Raw genomic sequence first — 13004 nt, 5'->3', positions numbered from 1 at the left:
TATAGTTCTGCAAGATAGAACAGTCAAGAAAGCACCCGATGACCTCCCCCGACGTTCTCATCAGCGAGGTCGGCCCGCGCGACGGCCTGCAGTCCGTGAAGGCCACCATGCCCACGGCCGACAAGCTGCGCTGGATCGACGCGCTGCATGCCGCCGGCCTGCGCGAGATCGAGGTCGCCTCCTTCGTGCCCGCGAAGCTGCTGCCGCAGATGGCCGATGCCGCCGAGGTGGTGCGCCATGCCGTCACGCTGCCCGGCCTCGTGGTGATGGCGCTGGTGCCCAACCGCAAGGGCGCGCAGGCCGCGCTCGAGGCGGGCGTGCACAAGCTCACGATGCCGGTGTCGGCCAGCGTCGCGCATTCGCTGGCCAACGTGCGCAAGACGCCGACCGAGATGGTCGAGGAGGTGCGCGCCATCGCCGAACTGCGCGGTGCCCTCGCGCCGCAGGTGAGGCTCGAAGCCGGCATCTCCACCGCCTTCGGCTGCACGCTGCAGGGCTTGGTGCCGGAAGACGACGTGATCCGCCTGGCGGTGCAGTGCGTCGAGGCCGGCGCGCAGGAGGTCGGCCTGTCGGACACCGTGGGCTACGCCAACCCCGCGCAGGTGCGCCGCCTCTTCAAGCGGCTGCGCGCCGAACTCGGCGTGCACGCGGGCGCGGCCCACATGCACAACACGCGCGGCCTGGGCATTGCCAACTGCCTGGCCGCGTGGGACGAGGGCGTGCGCACCTTCGACGCCTCGCTCGGCGGCCTCGGCGGCTGCCCGTATGCGCCGGGCGCGTCGGGCAATGCGGTCACCGAAGACCTCGTCTTCATGTTCGAGGCCATGGGCGTGCGCACCGGCATCGACATCGACAAACTCATCGCGGCGCGCGCGCCGCTCAAGGCCGGCCTGCCCGGCGAACCGGTCTACGGCATGACGCCCGAAGCCGGCCTGCCCAAGGGCTTTGTCCAGGAAACCCTCTCGCATGTCTGAAGCCAATCCCTTGCCCTACGCGGGCGTGCGCGTCGTCGAATTCACCCACATGGTCATGGGCCCGACCTGCGGCCTGCTGCTGGCCGACCTGGGCGCCGAGGTCATCAAGGTCGAGCCCATCGAGGGCGACAACACGCGCCGCCTGCTGGGCTCGGGCGCGGGCTTTTTCCCGACCTTCAACCGCAACAAGAAGAGCATCGCGCTCGACCTGAAGAAGCCCGAGGGCGTGGAGGCCGCGCTGCGCCTCATCGCCACCGCCGACATCGTGAGCGAGAACTTCAAGCCCGGCACGATGAAGAAGCTGGGGCTCGATTACGACACGCTCGCCAAGCTCAACCCGCGCCTCATCTACGTGAGCCACAAGGGCTTTTTGCCCGGCCCGTACGACCACCGCACGGCGCTGGACGAGGTGGTGCAGATGATGGGCGGCCTGGCCTACATGACCGGCCGCGCGGGCGATCCGCTGCGCGCGGGCACCAGCGTGAACGACATCATGGGCGGCATGTTCGGCGCCATCGGCGCGATGGCCGCGCTGCGCCAGCGCGACCTCACGGGCAAGGGCTGCGAGGTGCAGTCGGCGCTGTTCGAGAACAACGTGTTCCTCGTCGCGCAGCACATGATGCAGTTCGCCGCCACCGGCAAGGCCGCCGACCCGATGCCCAGCCGCATCTCGGCCTGGGCCGTGTACGACGTGTTCACGGTGAAGGACGGCGAGCAGATCTTCCTGGCGGCCGTGAGCGACAAGCAGTGGGCCATCTTCTGCAAGGCCTTCGGCCTCGAGGAGATGCTGGCCGACCCGCGCCTGAAGACCAACAACGACCGCGTGCGCGCACGCGAGTGGATGATGCCGATCCTGCGTTCGCACCTGGCCAACCACAGCGCGGCCGAACTCAGTGCGGTGTTCGAACAGAACGAGCTGCCCTTCGCGCCCATCACCAAGCCGCAGGAGCTGTTCGACGATCCGCACCTGAACGCCACCGGCGGCCTCGCGCCCGTGCGCATGAACGACGGCCACATGGCCAAGGTGCCGCTCGCGCCGTTCACGCTGGGCGGCGAGCGCCCCGGCATCCGCCTGCAGCCGCCGCACATCGGCGAGCACAGCGCGGCGCTGCTGAAGGAAGTGGGCTACAGCGACGGCGACATCGCCGCGCTGCGGGCGCAGGGCGTCACGGCCGGCGACTGATCTTCGGTGGCGGGCGATATAGTTCCCGCGCCATGGACCGCCTCAAGCAGCTCGAATCCTTTGTCTCGGTCGCGACCCGCGGCAGCCTCACCGCGGCGGCCAAGGCGGAAGGCGTGGCGCCCGCGATCATGGGTCGTCGCATCGACGCGCTCGAAGAACGCCTGGGCGTCAAGCTGCTGGTGCGCACCACGCGCCGCATCGCGCTCACGCACGAAGGCAGCGCCTTTCTCGAAGACTGCCAGCGCCTCTTGACCGAGTTCGCGAACGCCGAGGCCAGCGTGAGCGCCGGCGGCGTGAAGGCCAGCGGCCACCTGCGCGTGACCGCGCCGGCCGGCTTCGGCCGCCGCCACGTCGCGCCGCTGGTGCCGCGCTTCCATGCGCTGCACCCCGAGGTGACGATCTCGCTGAACCTCAGCGACCGCGTGGTCGACGTCACGGGCGAGAGCTTCGACTGCGCCGTGCGCGTGGGCGATCTGCCCGACTCGTCGCTCGTGAGCGTGCGCCTGGCCGACAACCGCCGCCGCTGCGTCGCCACGCCCGAGTTCCTGCGCCGCCACGGCGCGCCCAAACACCCGAGCGAACTGTCGCGCTTTGCCTGCCTCACGCTGTCGAGCGATGCCTCGCAGACGCGCGGCTGGGCCTTTCGCATTACCAGCGAGGAGGGCGTGCAGGAACTCATCCACCTGCGCCCCAGCGGTCCGCTCGATTGTTCCGACGGCCAGGTGCTGCACGACTGGTGCCTGGCGGGCCACGGCATCGCCTGGCGCAGCACCTGGGAGGTCGAGGCCGAGATCGATGCCGGCCTGCTCGTGCCCCTGCTCGACGACTTTGCCGCACCGCCCAACGGCATCTATGCGGTGTTCACAGGCACCAAGCACCTGCCGCTGCGCGTGCGACTGTGGCTTGATTTCCTCAAAGCGCAGTACGGGCAGCCGGAATTCTGGGGCGGGAGGTCCTGAAATCGTGACCGGGCGGCACAATGCTTTTTGCATTTGCTTGCAACCCCGATGAAGAAAGTTTCCGATGACCCTCGAAGCCATCCTCGCCTACTTGCATCTGTTGGCCATCCTCACGATGGTCGTGTTCATCTCCAGTGAAGCCGCGCTGTGCCGTGTGCAATGGCTCAACGCCGCCGTGGTCGAGAGGCTGGCCAAGGTCGACATGGTCTACGGCATCGCCGCCATCGCGGTGCTGGCCACCGGCATCGCGCGCACCTGGTGGGGCGTGAAGGGCACGGCCTGGTACTGGACCAACCCGCTGCTGCACGTGAAGCTCACGCTGTTCATCATCGTGGGCGTGCTGTCGATCTTCCCGACGCTGACCTACTTCCGCTGGCGCAAGACGCTGCGCGCCACGGGCAAGCTGCCGGCGGAGGCCGACATCCTGAAGACGCGCAAGCTGGTGATGATCCAGGCGCACCTGATCGCGCTGATCCCGCTGGTGGCGGTGTTTCTGGCGCGCGGCTTCGGCAAGTAATCAACACACAGGAAAAAAAAGAAAAGGCCCGCGCGAGCGGGCCCTTCGGGAGTAACAAATGTCAGCGCCACACGGCGCTGCGCCGGATCAGGCCTTGGCGGCGCCGGCTTCGCACTTCTTCATGAAGCTGTTCTTGGCGGCACCGGCCAGGGCCTTGCCGTTCTTGTCGATGGCCTTGGCGGCGCAGGCGGGTCCTGCGGCTTCCTTGGTGCACTTCTTCATGAAGCTGTTCTTGGCGGCACCAGCCAGGGGCTTGCCGTTCTTGTCGATGGCCTTGGCATCGCAGCTGGCGCCACCGGCGGGTGCGGCTGCAGCGGCAGGGGCTGCCGCAGGTGCGGCGGCGGCAGCGGGGGCCACGACCGGGGCGGGAGCCTTGTCCTGCGCGTAGGCGCTGAACGACAGGCAGGCGCCGAGCGCGACGGTGGAGGCGACCAGGGAAAGGAGCTTCTTCATGGTGGATATGTCCTTGCAAGGTTGGGTTGTGACAGACGCCCCGCCTCGGGGCCGACCATCCTAACGGGCGACATCGCCCATCGGATGACGATCGTTAACTGGGTCCGGGTTTGCCCCCGGTAAAATTCACAGATGCTATTGGTCAAACAGGAGCTGCTCGCGGCGCTCGCGAACACGCTCGAAACCCTCTCTCCCGGCGCCGGTGCCAAAGCCGCGTTCGAGTCGCCCAAGGTGGCGGCGCACGGCGATTTCGCCAGCACCGCTGCCATGCAGCTCGCCAAGCCGCTGGGGCGCAAGCCCCGCGAACTGGCCGAGGAACTGAGCGCTGCGCTGCTCGCCACCCCCGCTTTCGGCCAATGGGTCGAGGCCATCGAGATCGCCGGCCCCGGCTTCCTCAACATCCGCCTGAAGGCTGCCGCCAAGCAGCAGATCGTGCGCGAGGTGCTGGCCGCCGGCGAAGCCTTCGGCCAGCAGCCCGCCACCGGCGAAAAGGTGCTGGTCGAGTTCGTCTCGGCCAACCCGACCGGTCCGCTGCACGTCGGCCACGGCCGCCAGGCCGCGCTGGGCGACGCCATCTGCAACCTGCAGGCCTCGCAGGGCCAGAGCGTGTGGCGCGAGTTCTATTACAACGACGCCGGCGTGCAGATCCAGACGCTGGCCAACAGCACGCAGCTGCGCGCCAAGGGCTTCAAGCCCGGCGACCCCGAGTGGCCCAGCGGCGAAAAGGCCCCGGCCTACAACGGCGACTACATCGCCGACATCGCCGAGGACTTCAAGGCGAAGAAGACCGTCAAGTCGGACGACCGCGAGTACACCGCCAGCGGCGACATCGACGACCTGGACAGCATCCGCGAATTCGCCGTGGCCTACCTGCGCCGCGAGCAGGACCTCGATCTGCAGGCCTTCCGCGTGCGCTTCGACAACTACTACCTCGAGTCCAGCCTCTACACCAGCGGGCGCGTCGAAGCCGCCGTGGCCAAGCTCGTGGCCGCCGGCAAGACCTACGAACAGGATGGCGCGCTGTGGCTGAAGTCGACCGACTACGGCGACGACAAAGACCGCGTGATGAAGAAGCAGGACGGCACGTACACGTACTTCGTGCCCGATGTGGCGTATCACATCGCCAAGTGGGAGCGCGGTTTCCACAAGGTCGTGAACATCCAGGGCACCGACCACCACGGCACCATCGCGCGCGTGCGCGCCGGCCTGCAGGCCGCGGGCGAAGGCATTCCCGAGGGCTACCCCGACTACGTGCTGCACACCATGGTGCGCGTCATGAAGGGCGGCGAAGAGGTCAAGATCAGCAAGCGCGCCGGCAGCTACGTCACGCTGCGCGACCTGATCGAGTGGACCAGCACCGATGCCGTGCGCTTCTTCCTGCTCAGCCGCAAGCCCGACACCGAATACACCTTCGACGTCGACCTCGCGGTCACCAAGAACAACGACAACCCCGTGTACTACGTGCAGTACGCCCACGCGCGCATCTGCTCGGTGCTCGCGGCGTGGGGTGGCGACGTGGCCGCGCTCAAGGCGGTCGACCTGTCGCCGCTGGACAGCCCGGCGGCCCAGGCGCTGATGCTGCTGCTGGCCAAGTACCCGGCCATGCTGACGGCGGCGGCGAAGGATTTCGCCCCGCATGACGTGACTTTCTACCTGCGCGAACTCGCGGCCAGCTACCACAGCTACTACGATGCCGAGCGCATCCTGGTGGACGACGAGCCGGTCAAGCTGGCGCGTCTCGCACTCGTCGCAGCGGCCGCGCAGGTGCTGCACAATGGCCTCGCGATCCTCGGCGTCAGTGCGCCGAGCAAGATGTGAATCACCCTCTGAACATGAAGAAGACAAGCAGACAACGCGGCAACATCGTCATCGGGCTGATCATCGGCCTGGTGCTCGGTCTGGGCGTCGCCCTGGGCATCGCGGTCTACGTCACCAAGGTGCCGATCCCGTTCGTCAACAAGACGCAACGCGGCGGTGCCGAGCAGGACGAAGCCGAAGCCCGCAAGAACCGCGACTGGGATCCGAACGCGCCGCTGGCCGGCAAGGCCGGCGCGCCCAAGCCCGCCGCCACGCCGCCGGCCGCCACGGCCACCGGCCCGGTGAATCCGATCACCGGCGCGCCCGCCACCGTGGCGCCCGGCACGCCGCCCGTCGCCACCGCGCCGGTCACCGCCCCGGCCCCCGTGGTGGTGGCGCCCAAGCCGGCGCGCCCCGCGCCGGTGCCGGCCGAAGCCAACGCCCTGCCGCCGTCGAACGATCCGCTGGGCGACTTGGCCCGAGCCCGCGCAGGCGGCAGCACGACCACCGCGTCCGCCGCGCCGAGCCACACGGCCGCCGCGCCGTCGTCGTCGGGTGCCGACCCCTTCATGTACTTCGTGCAGGCTGGCGCCTTCCGCACCACCGACGACGCCGAGGCGCAGCGCGCCAAGCTGTCGCTCATGGGCGTCGAGGCCAAGGTCACCGAGCGCGAGCAGGCTGGTCGCACGGTCTACCGCGTGCGCGCAGGCCCGTTCAACAAGAAGGACGACGCCGACCGGCTCAAGGAACGGCTCGACGGCGGCGGTCTCGAATCGGCGCTGGTGCGCGTGCAGCGCTGACCGACGCTTTTCCTGAACAGCCTTTAAGCTCTCGCCCGCGCGGCATCTGCCGCACTCGTTTGTCAATTCCAGCGCCTCGGTCGCGCCGTCCACGGGGAACTCCCGGCGGCGCGCCGGCTCTGTACTGCGGTACCCACAGGAGAACCTTTTCCATGAAACGTCGTGACTTTTCGCTGGCCGCCACTTCGATCGGGCTGCTTTCGCTGGCTGCCGTTCCGGCACACGCCCAGCGCGCCCCCAAGGCCGGCACCGATTTCCTCGTGCTCGACAAGCGCGTGCCCGTCGATGCACCCGTCGGCAAGGTCGAGGTGGTCGAGTTCTTCTCGTACAACTGCCCGCATTGCAATGACTTCGAGCCCTCGCTCGAAGCCTGGGTCAAGGCAGCCCCGAAGGAAGTGGCCTTCCGCCGCATCCCGGTGCCCTTCGTGGGCAACGACGTCGAAGCCAAGCAGCGCCTGTACTTCACGCTCGAAGCCATGGGCAAGCTCGACGAGTACCACCCGAAGGTGTTCGCCGCCATCCACGCGCAGCGCCAGAACCTGAACGGCGACGCCAACATCCAGGCCTGGGCCGAGCGTGCCGGCCTCGACGGCGCCAAGTTCAAGGAAGCCTTTGCGTCCTTCGGCGTGGCCAGCAAGGCCCGCCGCGCGGCGCAACAGACCGAGGCCTACAAGGTCGCCGGCGTGCCGGCCCTGGCCGTGGCGGGCCGCTGGTATGTCGACGGCGAAACCGCCGGCAGCATGTCCAAGGTGCTGCAGGTCGCGACCTTCCTCATCGGCGAAGCCAAGAAGGGCTGACCGACCCGGCGACCTGGTTCTTCGGTCGAATGCAAGGCCCGCTTCGGCGGGCTTTTTCATTGGCGGCGGTGGGCAATTGCCATCCCACGCATACAATGTTTCAGAGCAAGTTTCGTGCCTTTATGACATTGCCCTCCATCCCCACATTCCCCACCCTTCGTCGCCTCGGCCGCCTGGCTTTCGGCGCGCTGTTGCTGGCCGGCGCCGCCTCGGGCGCCCTGGCCGAAACCGCCGACCGCACCAAGCCGATGAACATCGAGTCCGACTCGATGCGCTACGACGACCTGAAACAGACCAGCGTGTTCACCGGCAACGTGCTGGTCACGAAGGGCACGATCATCATCCGCGGCGCGCGGCTGGACGTGCGCCAGGACGCCGAGGGCTACCAGTACGGCGTGGTCACGGCGGCGCCCGGCAAGCTGGCCTATTACAAGCAGAAGCGCAACGCCGGCGACGAGTGGATCGAGGGCGAGTCGGAAGTCATCGAGTACGACAGCCGCGCCGACAACGTCAAGTTCATCCGCCGCGCCGTCATGCGCCGGCTGATCGGCGCCACGGCCAACGACGAGAGCAGCGGCGCGCTGATCGTCTACGACCAGAGCAACGACACCTACACCGTCAACGGCTCCCTCGTGCCGCCGAACGCCGGCGTCTCGGCGGGCGGCGGCGGCCGCGTCAAGGCCATCCTCACGCCGAAGGCCACGCCGGCCCCGGCGGCGCCCGGCTCCGCACCCGCGGCCGGCGGCAAGAAGCCCGCGGCCCCGGCACCCACCCCCGCGCCCGGCGCCGGGCTGCGCCCGAGCACCACGCTGGGCGGCACCGAAGGGGAAGGGCGCAAGTGATCGAAACCGCAGGAACCCAGACCGCCGACGGCATTCCGGGCAGCCGCCTCGTGGCGCGCGGCCTCAAGAAGAGCTACGGCAGCCGCACGGTCGTGAAAGACGTCTCGCTCGATGTGCAAAAAGGCGAGGTCGTCGGACTGCTCGGCCCCAACGGCGCGGGCAAGACCACCTCGTTCTACATGATCGTCGGGCTGGTGCGCGCCGACGCCGGCGAGATCACCATCGACGGCGAGCCCATCGCCCACATGCCCATTCACCGCCGCGCGCGCATGGGCCTGAGCTACCTGCCGCAGGAAGCCTCGATCTTCCGCAAGCTCACGGTCGAGGAAAACGTGCGTGCCGTGCTCGAGCTGCAGCGCGAGCCCGACGCCAACGGCCGCATGATGCCGCTGACCAAGCAGCACACCGAAGAGCGCCTGGCCGACCTGCTGGCCGACCTGCGCGTGGACCACCTGCGCGATTCGCCCGCGCTCGCGCTGTCGGGCGGCGAGCGCCGCCGCGTCGAGATCGCGCGCGCACTGGCCACGCAGCCGCGCTTCATCCTGCTGGACGAGCCCTTCGCCGGCATCGACCCGATCGCGGTGATCGAGATCCAGCGGATCATCAGTTTCCTGAAAGAGCGCGGCATCGGCGTGCTCATCACCGACCACAACGTGCGTGAAACGCTGGGCATCTGCGATCACGCGTTCATCATCAGCGACGGGCACGTGCTGGCACAAGGCACACCCTCGGAGATCGTCGACAACGCCGAGGTACGCAGGGTGTACCTCGGCGAGCACTTCCGCATGTAAGGGAGGGTCGGGTCTCCATGAAGCAAGGGCTGTCCCTTCGCGTCTCGCAGCATCTGGCGCTGACGCCACAGCTGCAGCAGTCCATTCGCCTGCTCCAGCTCTCCACGCTCGAACTGAGCCAGGAAGTGGAGCAGATGCTGGACGAGAACCCGTTCCTCGAACGCACCGCGGAAGAAGCGGCGCGCGAGGAGTTCGGGCTGGACACGGCCGATGCGCCGGTGCCGCGCGACGACGCGGGCGAGGGGGAGGCCGAGTTCACGCCGTCCGCCGCCAGCACTTCCTCCACGTCCAGCGACACCACCTCCTCGACCCCCGACACCGACGGCCCCGCCGCCGAGATCGCTGAGCGCGAGCCCGACTGGGAAGGCGACGGCACCGTCGACATGGCGCCCGACGACAGCGAGTGGGGCAGCGACGCACCCGCGCGCCAGAACAACCTGGGCGACGACGAGCGTGCCGATGCCACCGAACTCGCGCGCAGCCAGGAGTCGCTGCAGTCCTTCCTGCACCGCCAGGCGCTGAGCCTGCGGCTCAATGAAAACGACTGCGCCGCGCTGCGCTTCCTGATCGAGTCGCTCAACGACGACGGCTACCTCGAAGACTCGCTGCCCGCGCTGGCCTCGGGCCTGGCGGGCGACGACAACGACCAGTTCGACGACCTCGTGCACCACTTCCAGGTGGCGCTGGGCCTGCTGCAGAGCCTGGAGCCGGTCGGCGTCGGTGCGCGCGACCTGGGCGAATGCCTGAGCATCCAGCTGAAGGCGCTCGCCAGCGAAGACGAGACCGAGGCCGAAGCGCTCATCCGCAAGACCGCCATCGCGATCTGCAAGCAGCCGATGGAGCTGCTCGCGCGGCGCGACTTCAAGCGCCTGGCCACGCTCACGCGCACCAACGAAGAGCTGGTGCGCTCGGCGCTGCAAGTCATTGCGCGGCTCGAACCCAAGCCAGGGCGCCGCTTTGTCGACGTCGAGCGCAACATCGTCATTCCCGACGTGATCGTGACCAAGACCGGGCGCGGCACGAACGTGAAGTTCCGCGTCATGCTGAACCCCGAGGTCATGCCGCGCCTGCGCGTGCACGACATCTACGCCGGGGCGCTCAAGTCGCACAAGGGCGAGGGCAGCCAGGCGCTGTCGCAGCGGCTGCAGGAGGCGCGCTGGTTCATCAAGAACATCCAGCAGCGCTTCGACACCATCCTGCGCGTGAGCAACGCCATCGTCGAGCGCCAGAAGAGCTACTTCGTGCACGGCGAGCTGGCCATGCGCCCGCTGGTGCTGCGCGAGATCGCCGACGAGCTGGGCCTGCACGAGTCGACCATCTCGCGCGTGACCACCGCCAAGTACATGGCCACGCCCTTCGGCACGGTCGAGCTCAAGTACTTCTTCGGCTCGGCGCTGGGCACCGAGACCGGCGGCAACGCGTCGAGCACCGCGGTGCGCGCGCTGATCAAGCAGTTCGTGAGTTCGGAAAGCATCAAGAAGCCGCTGTCCGACAGCCAGATTTCCGAGATGCTGAAAGAGCAGGGCATCGAGTGCGCGCGCCGCACCGTCGCCAAGTACCGCGAGGCCTTGCGCATCGCACCGGCCAACCTGCGCAAAGCCCTGTAGAAAGCCCACGATGACCCGTCGCCTGCTGTCGCGCTGGGGGCATTGGGTCTTCGCCCTCGTGGCTGCATCGCTGTTCGCCGGCTGTGCCACCTTGCCCGACGAGGCACCGCGCCCGCCCACCAAGGCCATCGCCGTCTCGGCCGACACCGCGCTCGGCAAGATCGCGCTGGCCTCGCAGCCCGACCCCGACCTCAGCGGCTTTCGCCTGATGCCCGGCGGCGATTTCGCCTTCGACACGCGGCTGCAGCTGGCGCGCCGCGCGCAGCGCACGCTCGACGTGCAGTACTACCAGATCGAGAACGACGAGACCGGCCGCTACCTGCTGCGCACCCTGCGCGATGCGGCGCAACGCGGCGTGCGCGTGCGCCTGTTGATGGACGACCTGTACACCTCCGGCGAAGACGAGCTGCTGCTCGGCCTGGCCGCCACGCCGAACGTGGAGCTGCGCCTGTTCAACCCGTTCCCGGCCGGGCGCGGCAGCCTGCTCAAGCGCTTCACCGCGTCGCTGTTCGACTTCAGCCGCGTCAACCGCCGCATGCACAACAAGCTCTTCATCGCCGACGGCGCGATGGCGGTGGCGGGCGGGCGCAACATCGGCAACCAGTACTTCCGCCGCACCACCGGCCCGAACTTCATCGACCTCGACACCTTCGTCACGGGCGCGCTGATCCCGCGACTGGGCGTGCTGTTCGACCAGTACTGGAACAGCCCGCATGTGCGCCCGATCGGCGCGGTCGTGCACACCGACCTGCCGCGCGAAGAGCTGCAGCGCCGTTTCGACGCCGCCACCGGCCCCGACACCACGCCGCCGCCGCCCAGGCCTGCGCCCAACGACCTGCTCGGCTACAGCCCCGTGGCCGACGACCTCGACGCCGGCAAGCTCGGCCTGATCTGGACCACCGCCGAGGCTTATGCCGATTCACCCGACCGCGTGATCGGCAAGACCGCGTCGTATGGCGGCGTGCCGCTGCTCGACGTGGACAGCGTGCGCTACAACGTGGTCGAGCAGATGCGCCGCGCGCGCAGCGAGGTGACGCTGGTGTCGCCCTACCTGATTCCGGGCGCGTCGGGGCTGGAGGTGATGCGCGAGATCCGCGGGCGCAACGTGAAGATCAGCGTGGTCACGAATTCGCTCGCTGCCACCGACGAACCGCTGGTGCACACCGCCTACCGCCGCTACCGCGCCGACATGCTGGCGCTGGGCGCCGAGCTGCACGAGCTGAGTTCCGCGCGCACGCGGCGCAGCGTGCGGCTGGGTTTGTTCGGCACGTCGGTGGGGCGGCTGCATGCCAAGTCGGCGGTGATCGACCAGCGCATCCTGTTCGTCGGCTCGATGAATTTCGATCCGCGCTCCGAGATCCACAACACCGAGATCGGCCTGTTCATCCGCAGCCCCGAGATGGCGCAGCAGACCCTGAAGCTGCTCGACGTGCTCAAGCAGCAGGGCGCCTACCGGCTGCGTTTTGCCGAAGGCGCCGATGCGGGCGCAGTCGGCTCGCGGCGCATCGAATGGGTCAGCGAGGAAGGCGGCAAGACCACCGTGCTGCACGAAGAACCCGACTCGGGCTTCTGGGACCGCACCATGCTCGAGTTGCTGGCGCCGCTCACGCCCGAGAGCCTGCTCTAGGGCCTCAGGTGCCGCGCACCGCCGACCACACCAGCCGCAAGCCCAGCAGGCCCATCACGCCGCCGGCCGCGCGGTCGATCCAGGTCTTGTAGCGCAGGTAGGCCGCGCGCGGCGCGGCCGAGGACAGCGCCAGCGCAACGATCGCGTACCAGCCCGTCTCGATGCAGAAGATCACGGCCGGCACGGCGAGCGCGAGCACCAGCGGCACCTCGCGCGGCAGGAAGGCCGCGAAGATGCTCGCGTACACCACCGCCGTCTTCGGGTTGCTGATCTGCGTGGCCAGGCCGAGCAGGAAGGTGCGTCCGCTGCGGCCTTGCTGGCGCGGCGAGGCGAGGGTGTCGGGCGTCACCGCGAGCGGCTGCCGCGCGCCGCGCCAGATGCGAAAGCCCAGGTAGATCAGGTAGGCACCGCCGAAGGCCTTGATCGCGAGGTACAGCGCCGGTACCGCGAGGAACGCCGCCTGCAGCCCGGCCAGCGCCGCGATGGAGAACGCCAGCCCGCCGGCGCCCATGCCCAGCGCCGCCGCGAGCCCGTCGCTGCGCGAGGCCACGGCCGTGCGCGCCACCATCACGAAGCTCGGGCCCGGGCTCATCGCGCCCACGGCCATGGCGCCGGCGATGCCGAGCAGGGACAGGAAGTGGGCGTCGGTCATGAGTG

At 68.8% G+C, this 13004-nt stretch carries 13 protein-coding genes; 11 read left to right on the top strand and 2 right to left on the bottom strand.

The genetic code is table 11. The features are described 5' to 3' along the window. Positions 1-38 precede the first annotated feature (38 nt). From AC07Y4_RS23740 to AC07Y4_RS23725, 4 genes are all read left to right on the top strand, one after another. Positions 39-974, top strand: coding sequence for a hydroxymethylglutaryl-CoA lyase (locus AC07Y4_RS23740; protein WP_487848737.1), 936 nt, complete (start codon positions 39-41; stop codon positions 972-974). Next, positions 967-2157 (top strand): CaiB/BaiF CoA transferase family protein, encoded by a 1191-nt coding sequence (locus tag AC07Y4_RS23735; protein ID WP_095743347.1) that lies wholly within the window; start codon positions 967-969, stop codon positions 2155-2157. The genes AC07Y4_RS23740 and AC07Y4_RS23735 overlap by 8 nt, the downstream gene beginning before the upstream one ends. A 32-nt stretch (positions 2158-2189) precedes the next feature. After that, positions 2190-3116, top strand: a complete 927-nt coding sequence (locus AC07Y4_RS23730; RefSeq protein WP_070063730.1) for a LysR family transcriptional regulator — start codon at positions 2190-2192, stop codon at positions 3114-3116. Between the two features lie 64 nt (positions 3117-3180). Then, positions 3181-3633 (top strand): DUF2214 family protein, encoded by a 453-nt coding sequence (locus tag AC07Y4_RS23725; protein WP_056584391.1) that lies wholly within the window; start codon positions 3181-3183, stop codon positions 3631-3633. 87 nt (positions 3634-3720) lie between these two features. On the opposite strand, the gene AC07Y4_RS23720 is transcribed toward AC07Y4_RS23725, so the two are convergent. After that, a complete protein-coding gene (locus tag AC07Y4_RS23720) occupies positions 3721-4086 on the bottom strand; it encodes a hypothetical protein (protein WP_095743349.1) in 366 nt (121 codons plus the stop codon). 132 nt (positions 4087-4218) lie between these two features. Between AC07Y4_RS23720 and argS the strand changes: the two genes are divergently transcribed. The 7 genes from argS to AC07Y4_RS23685 all read left to right on the top strand — a co-directional run bounded on the left by argS (position 4219) and on the right by AC07Y4_RS23685 (position 12347). Next, entirely contained in the window at positions 4219-5904 is a 1686-nt protein-coding gene (gene argS, locus AC07Y4_RS23715) for an arginine--tRNA ligase (RefSeq protein WP_487848736.1), read from the top strand. Between the two features lie 14 nt (positions 5905-5918). Continuing rightward, complete coding sequence (locus AC07Y4_RS23710) at positions 5919-6683, top strand: SPOR domain-containing protein (RefSeq protein ID WP_095949698.1); 765 nt, start codon at positions 5919-5921, stop codon at positions 6681-6683. A 152-nt stretch (positions 6684-6835) separates the two neighbouring features. Then, a complete protein-coding gene (locus AC07Y4_RS23705; protein ID WP_487848735.1) occupies positions 6836-7480 on the top strand; it encodes a thiol:disulfide interchange protein DsbA/DsbL in 645 nt (214 codons plus the stop codon). A gap of 122 nt (positions 7481-7602) precedes the next feature. After that, on the top strand, positions 7603-8322 hold the full coding sequence (gene lptA / locus AC07Y4_RS23700) for a lipopolysaccharide transport periplasmic protein LptA (RefSeq protein WP_070063776.1): 720 nt from the start codon (positions 7603-7605) through the stop codon (positions 8320-8322). After that, complete coding sequence (gene lptB / locus AC07Y4_RS23695; protein WP_070063734.1) at positions 8319-9113, top strand: LPS export ABC transporter ATP-binding protein; 795 nt, start codon at positions 8319-8321, stop codon at positions 9111-9113. The genes lptA and lptB overlap by 4 nt, the downstream gene beginning before the upstream one ends. Before the next feature lie 17 nt (positions 9114-9130). Then, on the top strand, positions 9131-10720 hold the full coding sequence (gene rpoN / locus AC07Y4_RS23690) for an RNA polymerase factor sigma-54 (RefSeq protein ID WP_487848734.1): 1590 nt from the start codon (positions 9131-9133) through the stop codon (positions 10718-10720). A gap of 10 nt (positions 10721-10730) precedes the next feature. Next, the gene (locus AC07Y4_RS23685) at positions 10731-12347 is read left to right on the top strand and encodes a phospholipase D family protein (protein WP_495275200.1); all 1617 of its coding nucleotides are present in this window, start codon (positions 10731-10733) and stop codon (positions 12345-12347) included. A gap of 4 nt (positions 12348-12351) precedes the next feature. Here AC07Y4_RS23685 and AC07Y4_RS23680 read toward each other — a convergent pair whose 3' ends face one another. Then, entirely contained in the window at positions 12352-12999 is a 648-nt protein-coding gene (locus AC07Y4_RS23680) for a LysE family translocator (protein ID WP_495275199.1), read from the bottom strand. Positions 13000-13004: the final 5 nt, after the last annotated feature.

It is taken from the genome of Variovorax sp. GW460-12-1-14-LB1, from assembly GCF_059423605.1.
Note: the sequence above shows the minus strand (reverse complement) of the source record. Positions and strands in the feature narration are given on the sequence as shown.